General features: G+C 67.9%; 24 protein-coding genes and 3 pseudogenes. 13 read left to right on the forward strand and 14 right to left on the reverse strand.

Annotation, left to right across the window (positions count from 1 at the left end; genetic code table 11):
* Positions 1-134 precede the first annotated feature (134 nt).
* Positions 135-1571, forward strand: coding sequence for a hypothetical protein (locus ACIBTX_RS09685; RefSeq protein ID WP_357128490.1), 1437 nt, complete (start codon positions 135-137; stop codon positions 1569-1571).
* On the forward strand, positions 1568-2548 hold the full coding sequence (locus tag ACIBTX_RS09690) for a hypothetical protein (protein WP_357174158.1): 981 nt from the start codon (positions 1568-1570) through the stop codon (positions 2546-2548). Before ACIBTX_RS09685 ends, ACIBTX_RS09690 begins: the two co-directional genes overlap by 4 nt.
* 156 nt (positions 2549-2704) lie before the next feature.
* On the opposite strand, the gene ACIBTX_RS09695 is transcribed toward ACIBTX_RS09690, so the two are convergent.
* The 4 genes from ACIBTX_RS09695 to ACIBTX_RS09710 all read right to left on the reverse strand — a co-directional run bounded on the left by ACIBTX_RS09695 (position 2705) and on the right by ACIBTX_RS09710 (position 7410).
* Entirely contained in the window at positions 2705-3388 is a 684-nt protein-coding gene (locus tag ACIBTX_RS09695; protein ID WP_357128496.1) for a TrkA family potassium uptake protein, read from the reverse strand.
* Positions 3381-4730 carry a potassium transporter TrkG gene (locus ACIBTX_RS09700; RefSeq protein WP_357128499.1) on the reverse strand — a complete coding sequence of 450 codons (1350 nt, stop codon included), beginning with the start codon at positions 4728-4730 and terminating at the stop codon, positions 3381-3383. Before ACIBTX_RS09700 ends, ACIBTX_RS09695 begins: the two co-directional genes overlap by 8 nt.
* Positions 4731-4897: 167 nt before the next feature.
* Positions 4898-6526 carry a hypothetical protein gene (locus tag ACIBTX_RS09705; RefSeq protein WP_357392389.1) on the reverse strand — a complete coding sequence of 543 codons (1629 nt, stop codon included), beginning with the start codon at positions 6524-6526 and terminating at the stop codon, positions 4898-4900.
* The gene (locus tag ACIBTX_RS09710) at positions 6523-7410 is read right to left on the reverse strand and encodes an ABC transporter ATP-binding protein (RefSeq protein ID WP_357128505.1); all 888 of its coding nucleotides are present in this window, start codon (positions 7408-7410) and stop codon (positions 6523-6525) included. Before ACIBTX_RS09710 ends, ACIBTX_RS09705 begins: the two co-directional genes overlap by 4 nt.
* A 223-nt stretch (positions 7411-7633) precedes the next feature.
* Between ACIBTX_RS09710 and ACIBTX_RS09715 the strand changes: the two are divergent.
* Positions 7634-7945 (forward strand): annotated as a pseudogene (locus ACIBTX_RS09715) (sodium:proton antiporter); the annotation flags it as partial.
* A gap of 478 nt (positions 7946-8423) precedes the next feature.
* Here the strand turns inward: ACIBTX_RS09715 and ACIBTX_RS09720 are convergent.
* A complete protein-coding gene (locus tag ACIBTX_RS09720; protein WP_357392390.1) occupies positions 8424-8969 on the reverse strand; it encodes a helix-turn-helix domain-containing protein in 546 nt (181 codons plus the stop codon).
* A gap of 177 nt (positions 8970-9146) precedes the next feature.
* On the opposite strand from ACIBTX_RS09720, the gene ACIBTX_RS09725 reads away from it, so the two are divergent.
* The 3 genes from ACIBTX_RS09725 to ACIBTX_RS09735 all read left to right on the forward strand — a co-directional run bounded on the left by ACIBTX_RS09725 (position 9147) and on the right by ACIBTX_RS09735 (position 12513).
* Entirely contained in the window at positions 9147-9989 is an 843-nt protein-coding gene (locus ACIBTX_RS09725) for an oxidoreductase (protein WP_357128511.1), read from the forward strand.
* Between the two features lie 141 nt (positions 9990-10130).
* Entirely contained in the window at positions 10131-11003 is an 873-nt protein-coding gene (locus ACIBTX_RS09730) for an SDR family NAD(P)-dependent oxidoreductase (protein ID WP_357392391.1), read from the forward strand.
* A 100-nt stretch (positions 11004-11103) separates the two neighbouring features.
* Positions 11104-12513 (forward strand): aldehyde dehydrogenase, encoded by a 1410-nt coding sequence (locus tag ACIBTX_RS09735; RefSeq protein ID WP_357128609.1) that lies wholly within the window; start codon positions 11104-11106, stop codon positions 12511-12513.
* Between the two features lie 608 nt (positions 12514-13121).
* Here ACIBTX_RS09735 and ACIBTX_RS09740 read toward each other — a convergent pair.
* The 5 genes and pseudogenes from ACIBTX_RS09740 to ACIBTX_RS09760 all read right to left on the reverse strand — a co-directional run.
* Positions 13122-13529: an alcohol dehydrogenase catalytic domain-containing protein gene (locus ACIBTX_RS09740; RefSeq protein WP_357128520.1), complete on the reverse strand. Its 408-nt coding sequence runs from the start codon at positions 13527-13529 to the stop codon at positions 13122-13124.
* A gap of 177 nt (positions 13530-13706) precedes the next feature.
* Complete coding sequence (locus ACIBTX_RS09745; RefSeq protein ID WP_396832324.1) at positions 13707-14366, reverse strand: alpha/beta fold hydrolase; 660 nt, start codon at positions 14364-14366, stop codon at positions 13707-13709.
* Positions 14351-14524: an alpha/beta fold hydrolase gene (locus tag ACIBTX_RS09750; protein WP_396832325.1), complete on the reverse strand. Its 174-nt coding sequence runs from the start codon at positions 14522-14524 to the stop codon at positions 14351-14353. Before ACIBTX_RS09750 ends, ACIBTX_RS09745 begins: the two co-directional genes overlap by 16 nt.
* A complete protein-coding gene (locus ACIBTX_RS09755) occupies positions 14521-14949 on the reverse strand; it encodes a TetR-like C-terminal domain-containing protein (protein ID WP_357392394.1) in 429 nt (142 codons plus the stop codon). The genes ACIBTX_RS09750 and ACIBTX_RS09755 overlap by 4 nt, the downstream gene beginning before the upstream one ends.
* Positions 14950-15111: pseudogene (locus ACIBTX_RS09760) on the reverse strand (TetR family transcriptional regulator); the annotation flags it as partial. It abuts the gene before it with no gap.
* 513 nt (positions 15112-15624) lie between these two features.
* Here ACIBTX_RS09760 and ACIBTX_RS09765 point away from each other — a divergent pair.
* Complete coding sequence (locus ACIBTX_RS09765; RefSeq protein WP_357128532.1) at positions 15625-16176, forward strand: hypothetical protein; 552 nt, start codon at positions 15625-15627, stop codon at positions 16174-16176.
* Positions 16177-16440: 264 nt separating this feature from the next.
* On the opposite strand, the gene ACIBTX_RS09770 is transcribed toward ACIBTX_RS09765, so the two are convergent.
* The gene (locus tag ACIBTX_RS09770; RefSeq protein ID WP_357174144.1) at positions 16441-17646 is read right to left on the reverse strand and encodes an FAD-dependent monooxygenase; all 1206 of its coding nucleotides are present in this window, start codon (positions 17644-17646) and stop codon (positions 16441-16443) included.
* A 105-nt stretch (positions 17647-17751) separates the two neighbouring features.
* Between ACIBTX_RS09770 and ACIBTX_RS09775 the strand changes: the two genes are divergently transcribed.
* Entirely contained in the window at positions 17752-18264 is a 513-nt protein-coding gene (locus ACIBTX_RS09775; RefSeq protein ID WP_357128612.1) for a MarR family transcriptional regulator, read from the forward strand.
* Positions 18265-18318: 54 nt separating this feature from the next.
* On the opposite strand, the gene ACIBTX_RS09780 is transcribed toward ACIBTX_RS09775, so the two are convergent.
* The gene (locus tag ACIBTX_RS09780) at positions 18319-19209 is read right to left on the reverse strand and encodes a class I SAM-dependent methyltransferase (RefSeq protein ID WP_357174141.1); all 891 of its coding nucleotides are present in this window, start codon (positions 19207-19209) and stop codon (positions 18319-18321) included.
* A gap of 982 nt (positions 19210-20191) precedes the next feature.
* Here ACIBTX_RS09780 and ACIBTX_RS09785 point away from each other — a divergent pair.
* On the forward strand, positions 20192-20920 hold the full coding sequence (locus tag ACIBTX_RS09785) for a GNAT family N-acetyltransferase (protein ID WP_363660461.1): 729 nt from the start codon (positions 20192-20194) through the stop codon (positions 20918-20920).
* Positions 20921-21078: 158 nt separating this feature from the next.
* The gene (locus ACIBTX_RS09790; RefSeq protein ID WP_357128547.1) at positions 21079-21999 is read left to right on the forward strand and encodes a LysR family transcriptional regulator; all 921 of its coding nucleotides are present in this window, start codon (positions 21079-21081) and stop codon (positions 21997-21999) included.
* A 42-nt stretch (positions 22000-22041) separates the two neighbouring features.
* On the opposite strand, the pseudogene ACIBTX_RS09795 reads toward ACIBTX_RS09790, so the two are convergent.
* Positions 22042-22454: pseudogene (locus ACIBTX_RS09795) on the reverse strand (IS5/IS1182 family transposase); the annotation flags it as partial.
* Positions 22455-22600: 146 nt separating this feature from the next.
* On the opposite strand from ACIBTX_RS09795, the gene ACIBTX_RS09800 reads away from it, so the two are divergent.
* Both ACIBTX_RS09800 and ACIBTX_RS09805 read left to right on the forward strand, forming a co-directional pair.
* On the forward strand, positions 22601-23110 hold the full coding sequence (locus ACIBTX_RS09800) for a SigE family RNA polymerase sigma factor (protein WP_363660463.1): 510 nt from the start codon (positions 22601-22603) through the stop codon (positions 23108-23110).
* Positions 23107-23466: a hypothetical protein gene (locus ACIBTX_RS09805; protein WP_363660464.1), complete on the forward strand. Its 360-nt coding sequence runs from the start codon at positions 23107-23109 to the stop codon at positions 23464-23466. The genes ACIBTX_RS09800 and ACIBTX_RS09805 overlap by 4 nt, the downstream gene beginning before the upstream one ends.
* 420 nt (positions 23467-23886) lie before the next feature.
* On the opposite strand, the gene ACIBTX_RS09810 is transcribed toward ACIBTX_RS09805, so the two are convergent.
* The gene (locus ACIBTX_RS09810) at positions 23887-24855 is read right to left on the reverse strand and encodes an LLM class flavin-dependent oxidoreductase (RefSeq protein WP_357128556.1); all 969 of its coding nucleotides are present in this window, start codon (positions 24853-24855) and stop codon (positions 23887-23889) included.
* A 278-nt stretch (positions 24856-25133) separates the two neighbouring features.
* Between ACIBTX_RS09810 and ACIBTX_RS09815 the strand changes: the two genes are divergently transcribed.
* Positions 25134-26405 carry an MFS transporter gene (locus tag ACIBTX_RS09815; RefSeq protein WP_357128559.1) on the forward strand — a complete coding sequence of 424 codons (1272 nt, stop codon included), beginning with the start codon at positions 25134-25136 and terminating at the stop codon, positions 26403-26405.
* Positions 26406-26793 lie beyond the last annotated feature (388 nt).

Consider the following 26793-nt stretch of genomic DNA (forward strand, 5'->3'; position numbering starts at 1 on the left):
GTCCGGCCTGGTTGGCCGCCGTGACCCGCGCAGCACACACCGCCTCCGGTTCGGTATCGCCCTCAATGACCTTCCACCGATGGAGGCGGGCACCGTATCTCGACCCCCGTGCTAGCGAGGGGTGAGGTGGGACCATGAGCCCGGCCACCGCCCGCCTGTCTGCCCTGCGCGGCTGGATGCTTGTCGCGGCCATGACCGCCCTCGCGCATCCGGCCGTCCTCCTGTTCGGCTTGGCCGTGCTCGCCGCTGTGGCGGTCTTCCGCGACTGGGTGCCGTTCGTGTGGATCGTGCTCCCGGTGCTCGCATTCAACGTGATCCCCTTGTTGACGCATCGGCCACGATTCACCGGTCACGCCGTGCGTCCGGCCGATGAGCCCGAGCTGACCACCCTGGTGCGGCAGGTTGCCGAGCGCCTCGGCTTTGGCTTTCCGCTGCTCGCGCGGATCGTGGCCGAGCCGGAGGTCGCCGTCCTGCCCACCCGGACGTCGGGGTTTCGTACCTTCACCCTCTTCCTGGGTCTGCCGCTGGTGCGCCGGCTCACCGCTGCCGAAATCGCCGCCCTCGTGGCACGCGAGTTCGCTGAAGAACAGCATGCCGGGGACCGGCGGACCCAACTGCTGCTTCGCGCGCGGGGATCCCTGGTGGCCAGCATCGAGAACCGCCTCCGGGCTCCGGCCGTCCTGGTCGAGCGGTTGCTGCGGGCGAGCCGGGCTCGGGTCTGGCCGCTGGTCTTGGCCGCGGATGCCGATGCCGCCGCGGTTGCCGGCACGCCGGCCATCCGCGGTGCTCTCGTCGAGATCGGCATCATCGATGCGGCCTTCCACGCGCTCGGCGACACCTGGACGGAGGTGCTGGGCGAGGACGGGAACTACCCGGAGGACCTGTACGAAGCACTCGACGCGGCACTCGCCGATCCGTACGTCGCGCCGCGCCTAGCCGCCGCTGCTACTGCGGCCGACGAGGACGACCCGATGGGCATCGCGATCGAGCCCCCGCTGGCCGTCCGACTCGCCGCGCTACCCGAGCACCTCGGCCTCGGCTGGGACGCGAGCTCACCGGTGCCCCTGCGGAACGCCGACACGCTGGAGCGATGGTGCGTGCGGGACCTCGTCAGCGCACACGAGGTTCCGGACGAGCCTCGACCGGTTCGTCTCCTCGACCTCGCACCAGACCGCTTCGAGGCGAGCACGCGGGAGGTCGCGTCGCGTCTCATGCAGGTGACGGGTCAGGATTCCGTACGCGCCGCGGTGGCCATCGCGGCCGACGCCGTGGCGGACAGCACGTGGGCGCAACTGGCTCGGGCGCTCGACCCGGAGACGGGAAGGCTGCCAGCGCCGATGCGGGCCGCCGCGGCACGCGCCGTTCTGGTCGGCTACGTCGGGCATGTGATCAGCGGGGCGCTCCAGGAGGCCGGGTGGCCACGTGCCAGCCGGTGGACATCGAGCGTGCTGGTCGACCCCGCCGGTGGGCTGCTCGACGTCGAGGAACTGGTGGAGTACGTCGTCGACAGCGGTGATCCGGCTCGGGTACGGCAACTGCTGCCGCGCTTCACAGCGTGGGCCGTGCGATGAATGGTCAGAGGCCGGTTCTGCGCGTCGCGCTTCTGGCGCTCGCCGCCACCATGCTCGCGTTCGCCATTGTCGGGAGCGTCCTCGGCTGGAAGGGGTACCGGTACGCCAGCGCGCAGGCACGAGCCACTGCGGTGGTCGAGGGCATCGTCGTCGAGGACGGGATCGGGGACCTCGACGACATCCGTGTCCGATGGGTGGACCAGGCGGGCCAGGAACACGTGCAGCGCTTCGGCATCTACGACACCGACCGGTACACGAAGGACCGACCGTTCCCGGTCGCGTACGACCCGGCCGAGCCCACGCCCCGTGGCTTCCCGGCCGACCCGGACGAGACCAGCAACGAGGACGATCTGACGGTTCCGATCGTGATCTCGGGCTTCGTGGCCGTATTGGTCGTGCTGACCTGGGCGCTACGTGGCATCCTGTTCCGACGAGCCGCGGGTCGGCCGAGTTCTCTCCTGGAGGCATCGGTACTCGCCGGCGACAGACCGGACGGCCCACCGATATCGGTCGGTAACAGCACCTGGATCGCCCTCGCAACGAACAGACACCGCGGTCCCGACCGCTGGCAGCGGGTCATGTGGCACCCGGTCGTGGACTCGGTGAGCGGCACCGTTCACGTCACGGTCCACGGCGACGTCTCGACAAAGCGCCGAGTGGTCATCGAGATGCCGGGCCAGGTGCGGCTGGTGCCGATTGGCCGGCTACGACATCAGCCGCCGAAGCGAGTGGTGCTGGACGAACGAGCCGACGTCAGTGACGCGCTCCGCGACCTCGTCATCCTCCCGGCCGGGGCGTCGCCGCCCCGGGCTCGACCATGGTGGTGGCGCGCGGCGGTCTTCGCCCTGGTAGGAGCAGCATTCGGCGGGATATGCGGCGTGTTGTTCCTCGGCAGCGGCACGGGCGTCCCGCTGGCCGCCGTTGTGGGCGCGGCACTGCTGATCAACGTCTGGGCATTTACCGGAGCTGAGCCTTGAATCCTGGCCCACCGCCGCCTCGATGCCGGTGAGATGAGCAGGAGGAGAAGCCCGAGGGTAGCCATCGACCCCGCAATCGTTCAGGAGCGCCCCGGCAAGCCCGCAGAAGACGGAACCGTGACCGGCATCTAACGTCCACTGACGGACAGTGGCGTGCTAATCGGTGGTGGCGAAACGTTCGACGTTGTCCAGGGTGCCGACGACGAGGATGAGGTCGCCGTAGGCGAGGACGGTCTCGGGGGTGGCGTAGGTGAAGGCGCGGGGTTTGCCGCCGGGTACCGCTGCCTGGGGTTTGACGGCCACGACGGTGACGCCCCATTTGCTGCGGAGGCGGGATTCGCGTAGTGGCAGGCCGACGATGTCCCGGGGTGGGGTGGTCTTGATGACGGCGAAGTCGGCGTCGACTTCGACGTAGTCGAGGATTCTCCCGGAGAGCAGGTGGGCGACGCGTTCGCCCATGTCGTGCTCGGGTGCGACGACGTGGTGGGCGCCGACGCGGGTGAGGATGTTGCTGTGCTGGCCGCTGATTGCTTTGGCCCAGATGTCGGGGATGCCGAGTTCGGCCAGCAGGCTGGTGGTGAGGATGCTGGCCTGGATGTCCGTGCCGATGGCCACCACGGCGCGGTGGAACTCGGCCAGGCCAAGTTGCCGCAGGGCTTCGATGTCGGTGGAGTCGGCGGTGACGACGTGTGGCAATTGTCCGGAGAGGGCCTGGACGGCCTTCGGGCGGTGGTCGATGCCGAGAACCTCGGTTCCTCGGCTGACCAGTTCCAGGGCCAGGGCGGAGCCGAACCGGCCCAGCCCGATCACGACCACGGGTTCGGTGCGTGCCTCAGCCAACGATCGTCCTTTCCTCGGGTAACTCGAAGCGGCGGTTGCGTTCGCGCAGCGCCAGCGCCGAGGCCAGGGTCAGCGGACCGACCCGGCCGGCGAACATCAGCACCACCAGCAGCAGGTCCGCCTGCGGCGGTAGGTTTCCGGTGATGCCGGTGGACAGGCCCACGGTGGCGAACGCGGACACCGCCTCGAACAGCACCACGTCGAGCCGGTACGAGGTGATAGCCAACAGCGCGAAGGTGGCGGTGACCACCGCGCCGACCCCGAGCAGGGCGACCGCGAGCGCCTGGCGCTGGTTGCTCGCGGGGATGCTCCGCCGGCCGACGTTGACGTGGAGCTCGCCGCGCATCTCCGACCAGAGCACGAATGCCAGCAGCCCGAAGGTGCTGACCTTGATCCCGCCGGCGGTGCCGGCGCTGCCACCGCCGATGAACATCAGCACGTCGCTGGCGAGCAGGCTCTCTGGCCGCATCCCGCCGATGTCGACGCTGTTGAACCCGGCCGTGCGGGTCATGGCCGAGGCGAAGAACCCGGCCAACAGTTTCTCCCCGCCGCCGAGCGGGCCGAGGGTACGCGGGTTGGAGAACTCGGCGAGGGTGAGCACAAGGGTGCCGAGCACGAGCAGCGTACCCGTGAGGGCGAGGGTGATGCGGGTCAGCACCGACCAGAGCGCGGGGCGGCGCCAGCCTTTGAGCAGTTCGAACACGACCGGAAAGCCCAGCCCGCCCAGGATGACCGCGGCGGCGATGGGCAGGCAAATCCAGGGGTCGGTGGCGTAGCCGACGAGGCTGTCGGCGTTGGTGGAGAAGCCCGCGTTGTTGAACGCCGACACCGCGTGGAACACCCCGTCGTACAGCGCCTCGCCGAACGGCTCGTCATAGCCGGTGATGAACCGGAGCGTCAACACCACCGCGACGACGGCTTCGCTGGCGAGGCTGAACAGCACGATCCGGCGGACCACCGCGCGCACGTCGGTGAGGTCGAGGCTCTTCGTCTCCGCCTGTGCCAGGAACCGGGCCCGTAGGCCAAGTCGCCGCGACAGCAGCACGGTGAACAACGTCGCCAGCGTCATGATGCCCAGGCCGCCGGCCTGAATGAGCAGCAGGATCACCGCTTGGCCGAAGCTGGACCAGTAGCTGCCGGTGTCGACGGTGACCAGGCCGGTCACGCACACCGCCGAGGTCGCGGTAAAAACCACATCCATCAGTTCGGCGCGCTGGCCGGAACGGGTGGCCACGGGCAGCGACAACAGGCCGGTACCGACCGCCACCGCCGTGCCGAAGCCGACCGCGATGACCTGCGCGGGATGCCACAGTCGCCTACTTCGCCGCTGCCACGTCGGCACCGGGTCTAGCATCCGTCGGCCGCGCCGGTGCGCCGGGTGCCCACGCCGGCGCCCCTAGCGCGCACGCCCCATGGGGTCATCTGGCCGGTCCGGATCATGAACCGCATGCTCTCACGGCCGTTCGGGACGGTCGCCCCACCCATCAGCTCACCGCGCGGACCGGTGGGCTACAGCCGCAGGTCGCGTCTCCGGTATGTCGCCAGGCCGACCAGGAGGGCCAGGGCCGCCACCGCGACCATGGCGGCCATCGCCGGCCAGTCCGGCGTCGTCGAGGGCACGGCCGCGAGATGGGTGTACGGCGAAAGCCCGCGTACCCAGCCCGGCGCGTCGACGCTGTCGGCGACGACCGTGAGCAGGAACCCACCAGCGGTCGGCACCACGCCCCACGCCACCACACCCTGCGTCGTGTGACCGAGTGTGACGACCGCTGCGGCGAGGCTGAGCAGCACGACCGGGAGGACGTTCCAGGCGCCGGCGAGCGCCGCCGGCAGTGGCAACCCGGCACCGACCAGGTTCGAGCCCAGCCATGCGGCCACTGCGGCGACGGTGACGAGGACCGCCGCGCCCGCCGTGGTGGTGAGGATCTCGGCGCCGAGCAGCCGGACGCGGGTGGTCGGCCCGGCGTGCAGCAGGGTCAGGCGGCCGCTGGTCTCCGCTGCGGCGAACGCGCCGAGACGGACGGCGGTGAACGCGCCAACCGGTATGGCGAGCAGGGCGAAGAGCGTGGCCGCGTACCCGCGGACGGTGTGCAGGCCGGCGAAGCCGGCCTGCGCCGCCAGGTCCGCGAAGCGCGGATTGTCTGCGAGGAACGTCGTCAGCGACTCGGCGAGCAGACCGATCAGCAGGAAGTACCCGCCGACCCCGGTCGACCAACCCGCCAACGACCGCAGTAGCCGTCGAACGCTGAAGGCCGTTACCGAGCCGAGCAGCCGCAGCCGTGCCGGCCGTCCGGAAGCGGGGGAGAGGAGTCCTTCCCGGACGTCCCGCCGCCGCATCAGGGCGAGCGCGCCGACGGTGAGCGCGATCGCGGTGAACCCGAGAACGGCCAGGGGCGCCAACCGGTCGTTCCGGTACGGACCGACCAATGCCAGTGGACCGTATGGTGGCAGCCAGCGCAGCCAACCGAGGACGGTGACTCCGTCGCCGACCATCCGTGTCAGTAGTCCCACCCCGAGAAACGCCAGCGTGGCTCCGGTCGCCGCGGACCTGGCCGGGAAGACCTGCGCGGCGAGGGCCGCCGCCGCGACCGCCACCGCACCGGCCAACGCCAGACCGGTGGCGTGTACGACCGCCCCCCGCACCGGCGTGCCGACCGAGGCGAGCGCCGTGGCGAGCGCCGCCCCCACAAGGATCATCGCGGCCGTCAGCACCGCGAGGTGCCGGGCGAGTAGTGCGCTGCGGCCCAACCGTCCGGCGAGCAGCAGGTCCCAGCGACCGGCTTCCTCCTCGCCCCGGGTGACGCGGGTGGTGACGAGCGCTCCCCACACCGACAACAGCACAGCAAGGACGGTGCCGGTGCGCCAGACCGTGAAACCGCCGACGGTGTCGAGGCCGACGGGCTCGCCGAACAGGGTGCGGATCGCCGGATTACCGGCCAGCGCGGCGAGGGCCTCGGCGCCGCCACCGTCGCTGATCGTCTCGGTGTAGGTGACGGCGACGAGCACCGACATGCCGACCACCACGGTGAGCACGATGGCCGTTCCACGACGTACCTGCCGGACGACCAGGCGGGTAACGGTCCCACCAGCGCTCGCGCGGACCGGCCGGGCATGCTCCGGTGCGACGATGACGGTCATCGGGACGTCTCCCCGTAGTAGCCGAGGAAGATCTCCTCCAGGCTCGGCTCCCGGACGGTGAGCGCGGTGACGTCGGTGGCGGCGAGGGCGCGCAGTGCCGGTGCCGGCGGTCCGGTCATCGTGAAGCGGAGCATGCCGCTGTCCTGAGCGACGAGTTCCACCCCGGCTACGTCGCGCAGGTCGGGTACGGAGCCGCTGAACCGGGCGGTCACCTCGGTGCGCCGCAGCCGGCGCAGTGCACTGACGCCCGCGACGTCGACGAGTCGACCACTGCGCAGGATGGCCACCCGGTCGCAGACCGCTTCGACCTCGGCGAGCTGATGCGAGCAGAGGAAGACGGTTTGCCCATTGTCCCGGGCGACCGCGACAGCACGGCGGAACTGAAGCTCCATCAGCGGGTCCAGGCCGCTGGTCGGCTCGTCGAGGACCAGCAGTGGGGCGCGGGTGGCGAACGCCGCGATCAGGGCGACCTTCTGCCGGTTACCGGTGGAATAGGCGCGAGCCGGGGTGGACAGATCGAGCGCGAAGCGTTCGACCAACTCGTCCCGGTAAGCGCGATCGACCGCCGGCCCGGTCGCGGCGAGTAGCTCCAGGGTCTCCGCGCCGGTGAGCTGCGGCCACAGCGCCACGTCGGCCGGCACGTACGCCAGCAGCCGGTGAGCCGCGGAAACGTCCCCGGCATCGGCGTCGAAGATCCAGGCCTGGCCGGCGGTGGGCCGGGCCAGTCCGAGCAGGAGCCGGATCGTGGTGGACTTCCCGGCACCGTTCGGGCCGAGGAACCCGAACACCTCGCCCGCCGGCACGTCGAGGTTCAGCTCGTCCAGGGCCAGCAGTTTGCCGTAGCGTTTGGTCAGGCGATGGGTGCGGATGGCGGACGCAGTCATACGGTCCCTCCGGTCGACGACGTTGCACGACTGCCGACCAGGCTTCCCGGCACACCGGCCATCACGGTACTCCGGTATGTCACCTCGGGGATAGGGCAGCGAATCCGGCTGGCGCTGGCCGCCGTCGCGCCTCGTGTCGGTGGCCGTTACGATCACCGGGATCCGTGGAGCGCCGGGAAGTCTGGTCGGCACCGTGCTGGTTCGCGCTCTCGGAGGGGTTTCCTTGCTGCTGCTGTGCTTCGCCGCCGTCCTGCTGGCCGCTGTGCTCGTCTCGGCACTGGCACACCGCACCATCCTGTCCACCGCGGCGCTGTTCCTGCTTGCCGGGTTTTTGCTCGGCGAGGACACCACCGGTGTGCTGCACCTGCGCGCCGACTCGCCGATCGTGGCGCAACTCGCCGAGCTGGCGCTGTTCGCGGTGCTGTTCACCGACGGGATGCGGGTCGGTTGGGCAGACCTCCGCTCGGCGTGGCGGCTGCCCGGACGCGCACTCGGTTGGGGACTACCGCTCACCCTGCCGATCACCGCGGTGCTTCCGCCGCCGACATTGGCAACTCGACCAGGGGGATTGCCAGCCGTGGGAGCCTCTCGGCCGGTCGCTGAGAGTGTCACATCCCAGCGGTAACTTCGGCGCGGTGGCCAATGGGGGAGCAAGTCGTCCGTGGCAGCACCGAAGAAGTACCCCGACGAGCTACGTCATCGCGCTCTGCGCTTGTATCGCGAGTCGTCGGACTCGAAGCGCGGGTCGAACTACACGCAAACGCTCCCGACGAAGCCGGTGCACCGGGCCGGTGGAGCTCTCGCGGGTCACAGTGATGGCATCGAGCTGCGGCTGCGCCGTCGCCTTGGGCCCGATCCCAGGTCGTGTCGCCGCCGCAGGTGCGGCGCTGGCGATTGAGGAAGCAGCCCACTGCAACAACCAAGATCAGCCGTCAATGTGACACCGCCGACCCCTGGTGCCGGAGAAGCGGGATCCCGGACCTAGGCCGAACTTCGGTGGCGGCTCCCGGTTGTCACGACGGGCCGAGGCCGTTGAGGAAGGTCTCCACGACCAGGTCGGCCGCCCGTGGGGGAGCCGTTTCGGGGAAGTGATGGGCGGCGGTCTCCACCAGTTGGTCGAGGACCGCCCGCGCCCAGGCCGGGGAGGTGTCGGGGCGAAGGTAGCCCTCATCGGAAGCGCGTTTGAGGAAGTCATTCAGTCGCTGACTCTGCTGCTGACGTCGTCTGTCGGCGGCGGGATCCGCGCGCATCATGCGGCGCGTGTCGACGGGCCAGTCACGGCTGACCGGAATGATCCCTTCCACGTAGCGGTGCAATGCGACCGCTACCGGCGCCTCCGTAAGCCGCGAGTCGTCGAGGACTCGCTCCGCCGAGTCGAGCTTGGCCTGGAAGACGGCGCTGAGCAGGGCTTCGCGATTGGCGAAGCGGCGGTGAACGGTCGTGCGGTCCACTCCCGCCGCGCTGGCTATGGCGGAGATCGAGGTGCTCGGGTCCTCCGCCAGCAGGCGGGCCCCGGTGCGCAGGACGGCAGCGAGGTTGCGGGCGGCGTCAGCTCTCATGATAGCTCCAAGCGTAACAGTGGTAGTAGATAACCTCACGATCATCCTCATAGAGGAGCTGCTCGAGTCAGTTAGTGCTACAGTCAAGTGGTGGTTAGGTGAGAATCTGCTACGCGCATCTCGTGGCACAGGCAGGCTGAATCCGAGTGGGTTCAGTTCTAGACAGAAGGAGGCACCATGGCACGGACATGGCTGATCACCGGCGGTTCCCAGGGTCTCGGGAAGGCCCTGACCCTGGCGGCACTCGGGGCAGGCGATCGAGTTGCGGTGACCTCGCGCAACCCAGATTCGCTGACGGACCTGACTCGGGAGCACCCGGAGCGGCTCCTGACCCTGCCGCTGGACGTCACCTCGCCTGAGGCGTGCCGCGACGTGGTCGCGGCGGCCGTCGACAAGTTCGGCTCCCTCGACGTGGTGATCAACAATGCCGGTTACGCCGCCAGCAGTTCGGTGGAGGACTTCCCGGAGGATGAGTTCCGGGCACAGGTCGACGCAAACCTGTACGGAACCGTCAACGTGACCAGGGCGGCGCTGCCCGTCCTGCGCCGCCAGCGCGCCGGACACATCGTGCAGATCTCGTCCATCGGCGGGCGGGTCGGCGGCACCCCAGGCCTCAGCGCCTACCAGACGGCGAAATTCGGCGTCGAGGGCTTCTCCGAGGTGCTGGCGAACGAGGTCGCCCCGTTGGGCATCAAGGTGACGATCGTCGAGCCGGGCGGCATCCGTACCGGTTGGGCCGCCGGGGCCGCGACCGCCTCCGGCCAGCTCAGCAAGGGCTACGAGCAGACCGTCGGCGCGTGGTTGGAGCGGTTCGCGGCCTACGCCGGCAACGAGCCTGGTGACCCGGCCCGGATGGCAAAGGCGATCGTCGACATCCTCGACGTGCCGGAGCCCCCTCGCCGACTGCTGCTCGGCAGCGACGCCCTGGAGATCGCGTTGCAATCGGGCGACGAGCGCAACACGGAGGCTCGGACGTGGGCCGAGGTCAGTCGTTCCACGGACCACCCGGTTGAGTCCTGACCGCCAGAGCCCGGCGACCTGCGGACTGTTCGTGGCCGAGCATGCGCTCAGGCCGCTTGTCGCGGCTCGGTGTGGAGGGCGCAGCCGTGCCCCGAAATTCCGTGAAAGTGTGGGTGAGACGCAATGACAAAGACACTCTTGGTGACCGGAGCGGGCGGAGGCCTCGGTCAGCACCTGGTCGATGCCGGGCTGCAGGCCGGGCACAACGTGCTTGCGACGGATTTGACCACCGACGTCCTGCCGGTGCCCGACCAACAGCAGGACCGGTTGCGCGTACTCGCAGTCGACGTGACCTCCAGCGCTGACGCACAGACGGCGGTCCAGTACGCGGTCAGCGAGTTCGGCCGCCTCGACGCGCTGGTGAACAGCGCCGGATACCGCAGCGTCGGCTCGATTGAAGACATGCCGGAGGACGAGTTTCGCCGGATCGTCGAGATCAATTTCTTCGGTGCGGTCAACATGGTGCGGGCCGCCCTGCCGGTGTTACGCCCACAGCGCTCCGGCAGCATCGTGAACGTCTCGACGATTGGCGGCCGACGCGCCCAGGCCGGCCTGGCGGCATATCAGGCGGCCAAGTGGGCGCTGGGCGGTTTCACGGAGATCCTCGCCCGCGAGGTGGAGACGATCGGCATCCACGCCACCCTGGTCGAGCCGGGCGGCATTCGGACGCCGTGGGCGGCTGCCCCGATGTCCGTGCCGCCCATGCAGGACGAGTACGACGAGACAGTTGGCGCCTTTGTACGGACGTACCATGACAATCCGGACGTGCAGCGCGGCGATCCAGCAAAAATGGCGCGGGTAATCCTGCGGATCACGGAGGAGCCGCAGCCGCCGGCGCGGCTCCTCCTGGGCTCGGACGCGGCCTGGCTCGCGCCATTGATCGCCGAGGCCCGGGCCACGGAGGACGCCGCGTGGCGCGAGGTGAGCCAATCCACGGATCTCGACGGTCTCGGCGACTTCACCGAGACCTCGGTCGCCAAGATGGTCCGCCCCCCAACTTCCCCAATCAGCTAGGGCGCACGCTCCACCGCGCCTGACGCCCGATTTCCCTCCCCTCACTAGAAAGACGTGACTGATGATTGTTCGCGACAAGCTCTACATCGGCGGTACCTGGATGACGCCCAGCAGTTCGAAGCTGCTGGAGATCCGCTCCCCGCACGACCAGTCCGTGCTCGGCCAGGTGGCCCAGGCCGCCAACGCCGATGTGGACGCGGCTGTCGCCGCCGCCCGCACGGCGTTCGACAACGGGCCGTGGCCGCATACGATCCCGGAGGAGCGCCAAGAGGTCATCCGCCGCTACGACGCGTTGCGCGCCGCGCGGGCCGACGAGATTGCGGCAGCGATCTCGGCCGAGAACGGATCGGCCGGCTGGTTCACGAAGGCCGGCCAGCCTTTCCTGACCCGGCAGGTCAACGCCTACCTCAAGGCGGCCGAGGAGTTCGGCTGGGAAGAGGTCGTCGAGCCCTCCGACCTCACGGTGGCTTTCGACACCATCGTTCGGCGCGAGGCGATCGGCGTGGTCGCCGCGGTCATCCCGTGGAACTCGCCGTTCTCCGCCGCCACCGCCAAGCTGGTCCCCGCGCTGCTGGCCGGCAACACCGTGGTACTGAAGGTCTCCCCGGAGAACTCGCTGAGCATGATGCTGCTTGCCGACCTCTGGCACGAGGCCGGCCTCCCCGATGGCGTGCTCAGCATTCTCCCGGCGGACCGGGAGACCAGCGAATACCTCGTCGCGCACCCGGACGTTGACAAGATCTCGTTCACTGGGTCGACCCGGGCCGGCCGTCGTATCGCCTCGATCGCCGGGGAGCACCTCAAGCGGGTTGGCCTGGAGTTGGGCGGCAAGTCCGCCGCCATCATCCTGGCCGACGCCGACCTGCCCGCCGTGATGCAGGGGCTGCGCTTCGGTTCCCTGGGCAACAACGGCGAGGCCTGCATCCTGCAGACCCGGATCCTGGCGCCGCGCAGCCGCTACGACGAGGTCGTCGCGGCGCTGAAGGAGATGGTGGAGTCGCTGAAGGTCGGAGATCCGTCAGAGCCGGACACCTTCGTCGGCCCGATGATCCGGCCGGACCAGCAGCACCGCGTGATCGACTACATCAAGCTGGGTATCGCGGAAGGCGCCCGCCTGGTGACCGGTGGCCCCGAGGTGCCCCAGGGCCTGGAGCAGGGCAACTACGTCACCCCGACCGTTTTCGCCGATGTCACCAACAACATGCGCATCGCGCAGGAGGAGATTTTCGGCCCGGTCCTGGCCGTGATCGCCTACGACGACGAGGACGAGGCAGTGCGGATAGCCAACGACTCCGACTACGGTCTCTCCGGCGGAATCTGGACGACGAGCCCCGAGCGGGCACTGGACATGGCCCGCCGACTGCGCACCGGCACTGTCACATTGAACGGCTCGCCGATTAGCTTCGATGGCCCGTTCGGCGGCTACAAGGCCAGCGGCCTCGGTCGCGAGTACGGCCAGGTCGGCCTGACCGGCTACATCGAGCACAAGACGGTCACCCGCCTGCGGTGACAGCCGACGGCGGGCTTTGAATCGCTGGTGCGCCCCGGTCCCCGCCGGCCGCATCCGTGGCGCTCACCACCTGCGCCCCCGCTCGGCCGCAGGCAAGGTGCCCCAACTCCTCGCGACTTTCGTCGGGCAGGTAATCCAGTGCCAGGCCCCGGAGGAGATAGCCCAGCGGCGGCGCGCAGGTCTCCTTCGAGGATTAGCCTCGGTCTTTCACTAGAGTGGGAATCCATAGCTGCTGTTCGATGAAGTTGGTTGGCGTTTCTGTTGCCGCTTTGTTGGCATGCTGAGGGCCCGGCGCGGGGCCTGGCCGACCTCGTCCGCGACGCCGACCTCGCCACCATTCTCGAAAGCCGACTCAACGAAGCGCGGGTCTGCGACCGCAACGGCGCCTACTCCAGTCCGTCATCATGCTCGGCAGCCTCCTCGAAGGTGTTCTCCTCGACGCGGTCAAGGCCCGCCTGCCTGGCTCGAGCGAACCGCTCAAGCTAATCGCCGCGGCATCTATAAACTTCTCAACGCGCCACTCAATGGGGACGCGTCTTTGAAACAGGGCGTGAGCTGGTACGTTAAGCACATGAACACCCACGCTAAGCGTGGATGCTCTAAATAGATTATGATCCGCGCAGGTTGACCTGCGCGGATCTTTCTGTTGTTTGGTGTGCAGTGCTCCTGGTGGCAGACGATGGTGATCTTCCTGCTGCGCAGGAGCGTGACCAGGTCGTGTGGAGTCTGGATCCCGCTGGGGAGGCGGGGATGGTCGGCGAAAGCCCTTCCGGCCGCAGGGTCAGATTCATGTCATCGACCACGACGAACTCGGCATGGCTCGCCCTGGTGTGGGTGAAGCCGAGGACCTCGTCACCCACTGCGATGCCACGAACCTGGGGGCCGGCCTCTGCCACGACGCCGGCCAGATCGCTGCCCTGCCTAGAGGGGAACCTCGCCAGCCACCGCCCATGCCGCGCCCTGCGGATCATCACCTCGCCGGGTTGGACCGCAGCCGCGCGGACCTTGACCAGCAGCTACCCGGGGCCGGGGGTCGGTCGCCTCACCTCATCCATCCGCAGGGCATCGATCCCGCCGTACTCGTGGAATCGCACCGCCTTCATCGCGTGATCACCGCTCCTCGCCGTTCGGACAAGCTCTGGCGGTCGCACCTCGGGTGGTCACGCCGTGTCATGCGGTGCTCTCGGTGCCGCTCAGCGACTGTCGGGTCCTGCGAAGAAGTCGCGGAGTGCATCGGCCACCAGGTCGGGGGCGGTCATGGTCGCGAAGTGGGACTGGCGTGACCAGATGACCCGGCGCGCTGTGGGGATAGCCGCGGCCAGCTCGTTCATGGTGGTAGGCGTCGGCCCCCAGGTGTCGGCGCCCTGCATCAGCAGCGTCGGGACGGTGATCGACGACCAGCGGGCTGTGCCTGTGCTGTCGTCGGTAAGCGCTTCGAGGTCGTGCAGCCATCCGATCGCCGAACGCCGGGCCTCGGCCGGGTCAGGTCGTTTGTCGCCTGGGGCGGCCGCGAAGGCCGCGACGATTGCGGGTGGCCCCCGGGTCACGTCTTTGAGCACGGTAGACATCTCACCCGCGTCCTCCCGCTCGAGGGCCGCATAGCGGTCGAGCAGTGGCGCGATCGACTGTCCGGCCGCGAACAGCGGCGGCCCGAAGACGGCCAGCGATTGCAGCCGGCTCTGCTCGGCTGCCGCCATGTGCAGCGCCAGCGTGGCTCCGTAGGAGCCGCCGACCAGGTGCACCGGTCGCCCGATCGTCTCGACCACGGCCAGCAGGTCGGCGCCGTCGTCCTTGAACGACTTGCGGCCTTCCGGACGTCGCTGGGACCATATCCGCGTCAGGCCGGCATCCACAGCTCGTACGACCCAGCGAGCCGCGCGGCGACCGAAGCCCACGACTGCAGGCCACCGCCCGAGCCGTGCAGCAGGACCACGGGGTCGCCTGCACCTGCCCGCCGGACCAGTAGCCTGGTGCCGTCCGCCGATCGGATCTCCTCGTCGTTGCTGTTCATCGTTGCTCTCCTTCTGTCGTTTCCCAGTTCGAGAGTGCGGTGTGGATGGCGCACCGGACACCGCGCCAGGACGCGTCGAGGTCTCGGGGATGCCCGAACCCCTCGGCCGTCTCGAGCGCCGCGAACCCGTGGAGCGTGCTCCGCACGAATCGGATGGCGTCGGTCAGGTAGGGCTCCTTGAGGCCGTACCCCCGCAGAGTCGCGTAACTCAGCTCGATCATCCGTAGGTGCCCGACCGGGCACTTGCCTATTTCGGCTGGGAGTTGGAGCTGGGTCGCCGCGTGGTGCCCAGGGTGGGCCACCGCGAACGCCCGGTAGGCGTCGGCGAAACCGATCAGGGCCTGACGCCCGGAGCGGCCGGCTACGGCGAGCGCGAGACGGTCGCCGAACGCCGCCGCGGCCAGCACCGCGACCTTGTGCAGCAACGCCTCGTGGCTGCGAACGTGCCCGTAGAGGCTGGCGTCGGCAACCCCGAAATGACGGGCGACGGCCGCGACCGTGAGGCGTTCCAGGCCCAGCGTGTCGGCCAGCTCGGCCGCGGCCTCGGGGACGCGCTCAGTCGTCAGACCCTGTCCCCTGCGAGAGATCCGCGACCGCGATGCCGCGAAGGGGAACCGACATGAGCCGCACCAACGCCCAGATTGAGGCCATGTTCAAACCGGCGCGCTGCAGGCGCTGCCGCAGCGGCGTGTACGACGTCGGCCCCGTGCCCGTCACCGAACGCTACACGGATCGCACAATGTGGAAGACACCGTGCGGCGATGCCACTTGGACGATTACGGCGAGAAGGGATGGAAGTCGTTCCAGGACTACCGGGCCATCGAAGGAGCCGCGTCGACCCGGGCGACCTGACGCCGTTCCGGGGGTCAAAGATCGGAACGATCGTCGCCGCCGGTTGCGCCGGTACGCAGCTGCTCGGTCTGCCGGGGGTTGGGCCGGCGGGATCGCCCCCTTCGGCCGTTGGCCCGAGCCTTGCGGGCCGAACCGCAGACGTCCGCACCTGACCAGCCACAACCGCAGTCACCAACCCGACAGTTTGTAGCCCGGCGAACAAGATCCAACCAACATCAACAAGTTAGCAACCACGTGGGGAGCAGTCCTTGACCGACCCGTACCACACCCAGCAGCCGCAGCATTCCAACCAGCAGGAGGGCACCGGCTACCCGCCGCAGCAGTACCAGCCCGGCCAGGTCGGCGCCCATGAACCCGGGTTCGGCTATCCCGGGCAGGCCGTGCCGCCGCAGCCGGCCAAGTCGAGCCGTAAGCCGCTCATCGTCGCCGCGCTCGCGCTCGCCGCCGTTCTCGTGCTCGGCGTCGGCGGCTACGCCGTCTACGACGGGTTCATTCGCGAGGACTCGGGGATCGCCGCCTGCAAGGCGATGGCCGACGGCAAGCAGATGGACGGCAAACCGAAGTCGGCGGATGACGACAAGTTGACGGAGGCCGAGTACCGGGAAGCGCGGAAGATTTTCGAGGATTCGCGGAAGCCGAAGATCCGGGAGCACGGGACGGCGCTGATCGACATTCTGTGGCAAGTGCAGGGCATGGAGGACGGCGGGGGTGCGTTGGCGCTGATCGGGCCGATGGGGACGCACGTGTCGGGGTTGCAGACGGCGTGCGCTGACGAGGGGTACATCGTGAAGCTCGACTAGCTGATTTTCGTGGTGGCCGATCGTCTGGTCTCGGTGGTAGGGGCGGCCGGCTCCTTCGTTTCGTCCGAGCAAGGCCATGGGGAACGTGGTCAGGACGCGATCATGCTGAGGTCGACGGAGTCAGCCAGGGCACTCATCCCAGCGTCGGTGAGCAGAGGCGGCGCGACCCCACGGCCTACCGGCCCTTGCACTGGCTGTCGGCGTGGTGGTCGCGGCTTACGCCGTACCCACGCTGGCAGGTGGACTGACCTCGCATCAAACGCCTTATGGACGCTGCTGATCGTCTATCGGTCGGTCGAAGTCGATGCGGTGGTCGTACAGCCAGGCAAACGCCTCAGGGGTGCTGAATTTCCTCACGAACAGGGGGAACGTCACGTCGCGCAGGACTCGACTCACGCCGGTGGCCGCCTTGCTGCGGTTGACCTGCTTGGCTCCCGCCAGCACCTTGCTGACTCGGTCGGCGCGCAACCGTTGGTACGCGTGGAACGCCGCAGGCGGATCGTCTCGATCTCGCAGACAGCGGGCCAGTTGCACGGCGTCCTCGAAGGCCATCGACGCGCCTTGGCCGGAGCTGGGTGAGCTCACATGTGCGGCGTCACCGATCAGGACGACGCGTCCGCGGTGCCACCGCTTCGGGGCATCCATGTCGTGCATGGGAAACCACGTGTAGTCCGGCGGTGTCGCGCGGATGAGCTGCGCGGCCGGCGACCTGTCCCCGGCGAAGACTTGCAGCAATCGCTGTTGCCATTGCGCGCCGGAAGTCGCGGCAAGGTCGGCTGCGGTGGGTTCGTCGGCCCGGGGCAGATTGGCGAACCACCAGACGCTGCCGTCCGGACTGGCCATGGAGGCGAAGAACGCCCGCCTGCCGAAGACCATATTCATCACACCGGGATCGGACTGCGGTGTGGCGATGCGGGTGATCCCGCCCGTGCCGACGAGCCCTACGTATCGGGGTTGTGGTGCGTGCGGGTCGACAAAGTGCCGGGTCGTCGAGCCGATGCCGTCGGCGCCGATGAGCAGGTCGCCGACAGCTTCCGTGCCGTCGGTGAAAACTGCGGCGACCCGGTCACCGCGTTGTCCGATGTGGGCCAGGCGCTTGCCGTGGTGGATGGGCACGCCACGGCGGAGGGCCTCCTGACGCAGCGCGGCGTACAGGTCGTAGCGGCCGATGACGATGGGGAGTGTCCCGTCGGGCAGTGGAGTGCCGGTGTGTCCTTCGCCAAGGCATCTGCCGTTGCCGAGCCACATGACGCCGCGGGGTACGGGAAATCCGGCGTCGCGGACGACTGTGTGCGCGTCGAGGGTGCGTAGCGCGTCGAGACCGTTGAGGGAGATGCCCATGCTGGCACCCACGTCGTGAGCCGCGGTGGCGTACGCCTCGTAGACGCTGGCGTCGACTCCGACTTTTTGGAGTGCGATGGCGGCGGTGAGACCCGCGACACCGCCGCCGATGATCAGTGCGTGAGCCATGCCATCTCGTTCCTGTTCTAGGCTTTCGACGGGGTGTCATCCCACTCAGCAAGTAGCTTCTCCAAGAAGTAACTTCCTGAGGAAGTTATCCTGATGGAGGTGAGCATGTCAACGGGGCACGAGGCGCTCGTTGCGGCTGCCTGGGTGGAGATCCCGCAGTTCGTCAGCGCCACCGCGCTGTTCCAGTCGGCGGTCGCCGACCAGCTCGGCGTACCGGTCAACGACCTGCACTGCCTCAACCTCGTCAGCGCGGGTCTTGCCGTCACACCCACTCAGCTCGCCGAACGGATGGGCATGACCACCGGCGCGGTGAGCAAGATGCTCGACCGGATGGAGGCGCAGCGCCTGGTCCGCCGCAAGCATGATCCGCACGACCGCCGCCGGATCACCGTGCACGCCAGGCCCGACCGGACCGACGAACTGTCCGCGCTCTACCAGCCGATGGCCGCGTACCTGACCGAGCGCATCGCCGGGTTCACCGACGACCAACTGCGCCTGCTAACCGACTTCGCCCGTACCGGCCGCGAAGTGGCGCTGCGCGAGGCCACCCGGCTCCGTGAGGGTGGCAGGCCACATTCGACGCGGAAACGCCGGCGGTCGGATGGTCTACCAAGCTGAACGTGCGAGGTGTCGCAGGTTTCGATCAGCAGACCTGGGGCGAACACCGCTCCGCTAAACGGCGCTGCTGCTGTGCGGACGCCGTGCGCGAAGGAACGCGGTGGCCATCGTGCGGCGCGTCGGCGTGCCGGCCGCGGCCAGGGCGGTCATGTACGTGTCGAGACGTTCGCGTTCGTCGTCGGTCAGGGCCGCGGCGGTCGCTTCGCCGTACGTGGGGACCAAGGGGTTGGGTGCCACGCGCTTGAGTGTCTCCCAGTCCTCGATGGGGTCGGCGGGCACGTCGACCTGGGCGCGGTAGTCCAGTTCCACCGCCTCGAAACCGGCGGTCACCGCCCAGTCGACAATGTCACGTTCGTCGAAGTCCATCATCGGTCGCGTGGTCTCCTCAGTGGTGCCCCGGTAGACATCGCGTACCTTGGCGATCAGGTCGTGCACAGGTGCGGTGCCCACGCCGAACAGATCGTCGGGCCGAAGCCGCATCGCGAAGCTGTTGATGGGCTCGAACAGGGAGATCCGGCCGCCCGGCCGCAGGACACGGAAGAACTCCGCGAAGGCGGCGGGCTTGCGATCGGAGTAGATGAGCACCGACCGAGTGGTCACGACGTCGACAGAGGCGTCGGCGATTCCGGCGAGATCATCGGCGGACGCGACGACAAAGCTGCACCGCCGGTCGTCAGTGGCGGTGCGCCGGCACTCGTCGAGCACATCCGGTGAGACATCGCTGAAAATGACATGACCGTCCGGGCCGAGTCGATCCAGCGCGCCGAACCCGATCAGTCCCGTCCCGCAGCCCACGTCGAGGACCACGTCGTCGGCCGCTAGGTCAGCTCCCTCAAGGACGCCGTCACGGAATGCCGCCAGATCTCGGGCGTTGCGGGCGCGCAAGCCCGCGCTGTTGCCGTCGCGGCGGGTCAAGAGCCACTGTGCCCACTTGTCCGGTGCCACCGGGTAACCGTAGCCCGGACGCGCTCACGGGCATTCGTATACCAGCCTTGACCATGATCGGTGGGCGGCCCGGTGCGAGCCCGGTTGGGGGAGCAGGGTGGGAGCAGCGGGGTGACCTGAACAGCCTTGAAGGGCGTCCAACGGCATCAAACAGCGCTCAACTGCACCCAGCCCTGCCTACGGGTCTACGTTGCCGCACGTCAAGGTCGGTGCGGGGTCCTGTTCAACACCGAAGAGGTCGCTGGTTCGATACCAGCATCGTCCACCACATTGCACCGCAGGTCAGAGGCCGTTTGGACACAGTCCAGCCGGCCTCTCGCCTACCCGGCGGCGGAGATCATGAGTCACCTGTCAGTCGCGGCCGTCGAGCGCGGGGGAGAAGCGGCGTCACACCCATCTCCGCAAGTTGCGCTGTGTAGCCGATCGTGAAGCCCTGCTCGATACCGTCCAGCCGCCAACATTCCATTTGGGAGGATCGCGGTGTCGATCGCCATGGTGGCGGCCGCGTGACCTCCGACACGAGGGTCCGCCCGTCACGGCGGCGAGCCGCAAGCCTGCGGCGCCGGATCGTGATAGCGGACCTCGTGGACATCGCGGTGATGACCTGAACTGGCGTGGACAGCGCGAGCTACACCCTTCCGACCTGGTAACCGTTCGCTCTCCGGCGCGCCAACCACGATAGCCAGGCGCCCCGGGCACCTAACCAGTCACCAGCGGCGCGCCCGGCGTAAAGATCACAAATCGCGGAGTCTGGTGGCGGCTCCGAAAGGGAGCCGTCCGTCAGGTCGGGGCGTGTCCCGCAGATCATTGAGGCCAACAACCTGGACGAATCTTGCTGGTTGGCGAGAAGAAAGGCCAGGTGACTGAGGTGCGGCTGTACTGCACATCGTGCAGCCAGCACTTCAAAATTCCTGGCCCAGCAATCGAACTTGTGGCGGCCGGATCGAGTCTTGAGGGTATGACAACCCAATGGATTCACGACTTGGAGCCGCAGCTCGCCGCCAACCGCCGGTACTGGTGCGGTTGGGCGGGTGCTCCATCTGACACCGACCTGCCGACCTATCGCACGCACATTCAGCACGTCCTGCTCAACGGAGTGCTACGCACCCGAAATCAGCCGCTCGACGCCGCAATCGCTGGGGCGAAGCAGCACTTAACCGGCTCAAGGTGGGGTTGGTGGGTGGGGGCGGACAGCGATGAGGGCACGGCCGAGGGACTGATTGCCCGCGGCGCCGAGCAGATCGGCGACATGCCGGTCATGGCGGTGGATGTGACAACCGTAGCGCAGACCGAGGCGCCGGCCGGCCTGGAGATCCGGACCGTCGTCGACCGGGCGGAGATGCAGGAGTACGTCGAGGCATACGCGGGACCGCTCGGCTTCTCCGGCGACCTTGGTGTCGTCGTCGACCGGGAGTTGGATTTCGCATTCCTGGACGTGGTCCGGCTTGCTGGCATCGTCGACGGCAAGACCGTCGGCACGTGCACGCTATCGCTCGGCACCGATGTCGGGGCCCTCTACTGCGTTGCGACCGACCCTGGCTTCCGCCGTCGCGGCATCGCGACCGCTCTCACCCAGGAGGCGCTGCAGATCACCCGCGGCTCCGGCCGGCGCATCGCCACCCTTCAGGCGAGCAAAGAGGGCGAGCGGGCGTACCAGAAGATCGGCTTCGAGACGGTGACGCGTTACCGTCTCTTCAGACTCTCGGAGTAACCGTCTTCACGCATTCGTGTATCTAGCATGTGGGTGCCAAACGTGTTGGACGGATCACTGAATCGAGACGGGTCTGCGGGTAGATTCGTCGTCGATTGCATCTCCGCGCTCCATGGACGGGATGCTCGTACAGTCATCGCAGATCGGGGGTTGGGTGCATGGAGTTGCGTCAACTGCGCCACTTCGTAGCATTGGCCGAGGAGGGCGCTGTCACCCAGGCTGCCGTTCGGGAAAGGATCGTCCAGTCCGGCCTGTCGAACTCCATCCATGCTCTTGAACGCAGCGTGGGCTCGCTGCTGTACGTACGGGGTACGCGCCCGGTCCGTCTTACTGACGCAGGCGCGGCGCTGCTCGGGCCGGCACGACGGATTCTGTCGGCGGCTCACGACGCTCGCGCCCTTGTCCGGGACACGAGCGCGGTGCTAACCGGATCCTTGCGAGTTGGCGCGATGCAGTCTGCCGAATACCTGGTTCCGCTGGCGGCTTCGTTGGCAGGTTTCGCTCATATGTATCCCGGCGTCGACGTGCGCGTCACCCAGGACTCCGCGCTCAACATGGTGCGGCAGGTCGAGGAGGGTCGATTGAATTGTGCGGTGGTCCCATCCCTGCCGGGAAGGGAGACCTCTGTGCGGCTGATCGATCTCGTCGCTGAGCCGCTGATGCTGATCTGCCGGAACGACCATCCCCTTGCCGCAATGGGCGAGATCAGTCTGCGGGATCTAACTGAGGAGTGGTTCGTAGAAGTTCACGAGGGATGGTCCGCACGCCTTGTGAACGACGCCGCGTTCGCCGCCCAGGGCCTGCAACGGCGGATTCGCTGCGAGGTCAATGAGTGGGTACTTCTCATCGAGTTGGTGGCAGCCGGGTTGGGCATTGGGTTTGCGCCGGTGGGCGTCGCTCTCTCCGCACTTTCCCGCCCGGACGGCGTTCTGCTCCGTCGTGAAGTTCGCGATCACCATCCGTCCAGGAACTTACAGCTGGCGTTGCCTCGCGGCGAGGAGCTATCGGCCGCAGCTCGGGCCTTCGCCGAACACCTTCAGGAGGCCACCGCCGAGCAGCGCGGATTCCCGGTCGGCTAGTAATCACACGCCGGTGAACCGGGCCGATCGGCGACGGACGTCGTTCATCCACGAGTTCGTGCGCTCGACTATCCACCGCTTGTCGATTTGGATCGGGGCGGGCACGCCCTCGTGGGCGATGTCGGCGTCGAAGCCTATCTCGTAGAGCAGCTCACGGGTGCGGTTACTGTCGTAAGCGCGATCGAGGTAGGCCGCGACCTGCTCGGGCCAGTGATGGCGGAGTTGGCGCCGCACGCTTCGACGGTGTCGCGCAGCGGTGGCGAGTCGTGCCGGTTGGCCGCAGCGCTGGTTCAGCGCTTCATGCCGCCCTTGCCGCGGTCGACCGGCGGATCGTCCGGTCCGAACAGTCAGCCGACGCGACGCGTTCATAGCCGGATCCCATGGACCAAAGCGGCTACGACGTGCTCGAACACGACCCGGTCCGGGATCCGTCGACGGTGACAGCCCAGCGGATGGACCCCCGCGGCGCGCAGCAGCTGCGTCCGCTGCACCAGCCGATGCTCGACCGTACGCGGTGTGGCAAGAGATTGTGCCCGGCGGGTGGATAGCTGAACCGGTCTCCGGCGTCTTTATACGTGACAACAATTGACTGGGGGGGTTGGTGAACGAGGACGACCGGGCGCAGCTGGCTGAGTTCGTGACCAGCCGGACACCGGCGCTGATACGGGTCGCGTATCTGCTCACGGGCGATCGACACGCGGCCGAGGACCTGTTCCAGTCAGCGCTGGCCAAGACCATCCCGAAGTGGCAGACGCTACGCAACGCCGACCCGGAGGGCTACCTACGAGCGGTGATGTACCGGGAGCAGGTCAGCTGGTGGCGGCGGCTGCGCCATCGTCGGGAGTTCATGCTCAGCGGCGCGGTAGAGCCAGTCGAGCCCGATCCGAACGGCGGCACCGACGTCCGCCTGGCGATGCGCGCGGCGCTGCGGCTGCTGCCGCCGGCGCAGCGCACGGTGCTGGTCCTGCGCTACTACGAGGACCTGACCGAGACCCAGGTAGCCGAGGCGCTGGGCTGCTCCACTGGGACGGTACGCAGCCGGACCCACCGCGCGGTCACGCGGCTGCGCGAGCTCCTGCCGGACGTCGAACTCCTGGAGGTACGGCGATGAGCACGCATCTCGAACATCTCATCCGCACCACCCTCTCCGATCTCGCCGAGGAGGCACTCATCATGAACAACCATCTGCCTCGTGCCGAGCAACGGCTCCGACACCGCCGACGCAGCGCGATCATGCTTAGCGGGGCGGGCGTGCTGGCCGCGATCCTGCTCGGCGCACCGATCGCCGTAGCAGCGACCCAACACACCACCCCGCAGCCGTCCGCGCCAAGCGGACGGCTGCCCGGGACTGATCTGCCTACCAAGCCCGCCCCGGGGACTGATCTGCCTACCAAGCCCGCCCCGGGGACTGATCTGCCTACCAAGCCCGCCCCGGGGACTGATCTGCCTACCAAGCCCGCCCGGTAACCGACAGCCCTCTTCTCATGTCTCAACCTGACGCCGTCGTCGCGGTGGCGTAACTGCCTAATCGGAGCGCAGGGGCCGTACATATCAGCAGATGACGACCACGATGGATCGAAAGCAGCGCTGACCGACCTCGGCCGGCGATCCCGCATCCTCAGCGGCGATCGCCGGCCGTTGTCGGCTAAGAGCGACCGGCAATAGGTGTCACTTGAGTCGGCGGGTGGTGGACCTGGTGTCCCAGTAGGACTCCAGGCCTTGCGGGAGGCCCGTGCGATAGATCGGCAGGTCGGTGTCGGGCTCGCTGCCATCCCAGCCAGTCCAGTACCGGCGGTTTGCGGCGAGTTGCGGCTGCAGGTCATAGATCGAAGTTGTTGCCATACCATCAGGAGCCGGGTACGCAGAATCGGAGCGACTTCATCCAAGTCAGCCTTTGAGGACGGCGCGCGCGGCAGGCAGCACGTCGGTTTCGAACCGTCGTACCTGTTCATCGGTGTGCGTTTCCAGAATCAGGTTCACTCCGTCGTATCCACGCTCTCGGACGAACTCCACAATGATTGCAATCCAACCGTCGGCGGTCGCGCGGACGGGTTGGTTGCCCGGTCCGCTGCGAGGAGCGGCGGTGGTGGAGCTGTGGTCCACAATCGATCCGACCACTTGGATGATCCGCTGCACGTCTCGGGGATCGCGCCCAGATGCGACTGCTGCGGCGCTGATTCGATCCTGAGCAGCCGGCTTGCTCTCGAACGGCGTGCCGATTGGCGCGATCCACCCATCGGCCCGCCGCCCTGTGAGGTCGAGCATCCGGTTGCCCGCACCACCGATCAGCAGCTTGATAGGGTGAATCGGACGCGGCCCGGGGACGGCGTTCTGCAGCCGGTGAAATCTGCCGCCAGCCGTGACCGTCGCGGCAGTGCCCCAGACTGCCCGCATCACCTCGACCGCCTCGACGACGGCCTGGAATGCCTCTGCGGGACTGAGTTGCGGCCCGCCAAGGCTCTCGATTCGATCCCACTGGGTTCCCGCGCCGAGTCCTACTGCGAGCCTGCCGCCGGACAGGATGTCGAGCGTCGCGGCGGATTTGGCGAGCATCGCTGCCGGCCGTAGCGGCAGGTTAAAGACATTCGACACGAAATTGATGCGAGTCGTCGCGGATGCAAGGTAGCCGAGGAGTGCCACGATTTCCAGGCTGTCCGGCACGTAAGGATGGTCCATCAATGCGACCCAGTCGAAACCGGCCGCTTCGGCGGATAGCACCCGGTCGTGGATGGCCGACCGATCGGCCGGGGTCAGCGGCACGAATAGTCCGAGATGCACCTCACTCATCGTGCGGCCTGCTGCGATTGATGCGGCAACAACACGTGCGACCGGGATGTCGGCGGACTTATCGTCCACGGTTCAGTCACTGGTTCTCCTTGAGTGAAGCGACGCTCCTGTCCTGCTGAACCCACAGCCTGACACTTGTACGGGCGTCGCGACGACCTGCGACGGAGATGGTCTCGATCTGAGGCGCAGTCGTGCTTCACCGCCCCCGGCCGATCATCTGTATTTGCGATGGAATCCATCTGCGGCGGCTGCGGCGTATTCGGCATACGATCTGGAACAGACAGCGTTGTTATTCGTGGGCATCCATAGGGACGCCTCGAAGACGATTTTCGAAAGGCATCTGACGCATGAGCACCACCCCTTCCGTCGCGGACCAAGTGGCCGCGACCCAGCCGTCGGGAACACGTACGGCTCAGGTCTCGCACATCTCCGGCTTCTGGTCCGTGGCTGTCGCTTTCCTAACGCTGATGGCATTTGGCACGGTACCCACTCCGCTCTGGCCGCTCTACCAGGCGCGTGACCACTTTGGCGCCACGACCGTCACGGTAGCCTTCGCAGTGATGGTCGTCGGCGCGGCCGCAAGCTTCCTGGCGCTGGGTCACCTCTCCGACCGGATGGGCCGTCGCCGCATCATCGCACCGGCCCTCGTGGTCGGCATTGTGGCGGCAGTGGTCCTCGCGGCCTCGCCGTCGCTGACCGGCCTGATCATCGGGCGCCTGTTGACCGGCGTCGCGGTGGGCCTGATGACTGCCACTTCCACCGCCTACCTGAGTGACCTGTACCGCCGGGCCTATCCAGATCGGCCAGCATCGCCCACCCCGGCGCTGGTTGCATCGGTGGCGAATCTCGGTGGTCTCGCTCTCGGCCCGGTCGTCGCCGGCGCTCTAACTCAGTGGGTTCGCGGTCCCCTTTCCACCTCGTACCTGGTATTCGCGGTCGCGATGACGGTGCTGCTCTTCCTGGTGCTGCTGAGCCCTGAGACCGTGGACAGGACGATGCGCACCCAGGACCGCCCCGATCGATTCCGCTTGCGTGCCGGCCAGCGCGTAGCGTTCGGAACCGCAGGTGTGATCGGCTTCTTCGCCTTCGCGGTCATGGGCCTGTTCTCCTCGCTCGGCGCGATCATCGTCCGAGGACAACTGGGCATCACGTCGCAGTTCGTGGTCGGGCTGGCGCTGTTCGCCTCGTTCGGCTCCTCCGCCGTGACCCAGATTGCCCTCGGCCGACTCTCTCAGCGGCCGCTGCTCGTGACCGGAACTGTTATGTTCCCGGCGGGGCTCGCCCTTACCGCGGTCTCGCTCTACCACCCGGCTCTATCGCTCTTTTTCGTAGCAGCCATTCTGGCGGGCGGTGGCGCGGGACTGTTGTTCAAGGGCGCTGTGACGCAAACGGCGATCGCAGCCGAGCCGGCGTCGCGCGCTGGCGTACTCGCCGTCTTCTTCGTCATCGCGTATCTCGGCATGGGACTGCCCTCGATCGCGTTCAGCGTAATAATCCGGCACGTACCGCTCGCACCCACGATGATCGGCTTCGCCATTGCACTGTCGGTCGGTGCGGCTGCGGCTGTCATCGCCACGAGCCGCGCGCACGGGCGCCGGCCGGGCCGCGCCAACTCGTGACGGGAATGGCGCGTGTGTGGAGTCGGGCACAGCTTCTGAGCGGTCCGACAGTGGGGTGAGCATGTCGGGTACATCGCGGTGCCGTTGGCGTTACCGGAAGGTCCAGGGGATGACAGGCGCAGGCGAGGGGCCGTCCGGCTTGCGGTCCCGGCGAGGGAGTCGTCGTCCTTTCTGTCGACAGATGGCCTGCGGATCGCATGCTCAGGGAACTGGATGGAATGGCGCGGATTCGTTGGGTTGTGGTGGGACTGGCTTTGGTTGGCCAGGGGTGTGATGACGCGGGTTTCGGCGCATGGTGCTCAGGGTTGGGCCTTCGGGCAGTTGATGGTCGGTTGTGGTATGCAGCCGTGGCGGATGTGCATGTTCTCGGCGTCGGTGGTGGTGCTGG

The organism is Micromonospora sp. NPDC049359, assembly GCF_044466585.1.
Taxonomy (GTDB): Bacteria; Actinomycetota; Actinomycetes; order Mycobacteriales; family Micromonosporaceae; genus Micromonospora.

Coding starts and splice junctions, on each gene's coding strand:
- ACIBTX_RS09815 (WP_357128559.1), top strand. CDS start 25,134: ATGAGCACCACCCCTTCCGTCGCGGACCAAGTGGCCGCGACCCAGCCG.
- ACIBTX_RS09790 (WP_357128547.1), top strand. CDS start 21,079: ATGGAGTTGCGTCAACTGCGCCACTTCGTAGCATTGGCCGAGGAGGGC.
- ACIBTX_RS09770 (WP_357174144.1), bottom strand. CDS start 17,646: ATGGCTCACGCACTGATCATCGGCGGCGGTGTCGCGGGTCTCACCGCC.
- ACIBTX_RS09775 (WP_357128612.1), top strand. CDS start 17,752: ATGTCAACGGGGCACGAGGCGCTCGTTGCGGCTGCCTGGGTGGAGATC.
- ACIBTX_RS09725 (WP_357128511.1), top strand. CDS start 9,147: ATGGCACGGACATGGCTGATCACCGGCGGTTCCCAGGGTCTCGGGAAG.
- ACIBTX_RS09750 (WP_396832325.1), bottom strand. CDS start 14,524: ATGAACAGCAACGACGAGGAGATCCGATCGGCGGACGGCACCAGGCTA.
- ACIBTX_RS09685 (WP_357128490.1), top strand. CDS start 135: ATGAGCCCGGCCACCGCCCGCCTGTCTGCCCTGCGCGGCTGGATGCTT.
- ACIBTX_RS09705 (WP_357392389.1), bottom strand. CDS start 6,526: ATGACCGTCATCGTCGCACCGGAGCATGCCCGGCCGGTCCGCGCGAGC.
- ACIBTX_RS09805 (WP_363660464.1), top strand. CDS start 23,107: ATGAGCACGCATCTCGAACATCTCATCCGCACCACCCTCTCCGATCTC.
- ACIBTX_RS09710 (WP_357128505.1), bottom strand. CDS start 7,410: ATGACTGCGTCCGCCATCCGCACCCATCGCCTGACCAAACGCTACGGC.
- ACIBTX_RS09735 (WP_357128609.1), top strand. CDS start 11,104: ATGACGCCCAGCAGTTCGAAGCTGCTGGAGATCCGCTCCCCGCACGAC.
- ACIBTX_RS09720 (WP_357392390.1), bottom strand. CDS start 8,969: ATGAGAGCTGACGCCGCCCGCAACCTCGCTGCCGTCCTGCGCACCGGG.
- ACIBTX_RS09690 (WP_357174158.1), top strand. CDS start 1,568: ATGAATGGTCAGAGGCCGGTTCTGCGCGTCGCGCTTCTGGCGCTCGCC.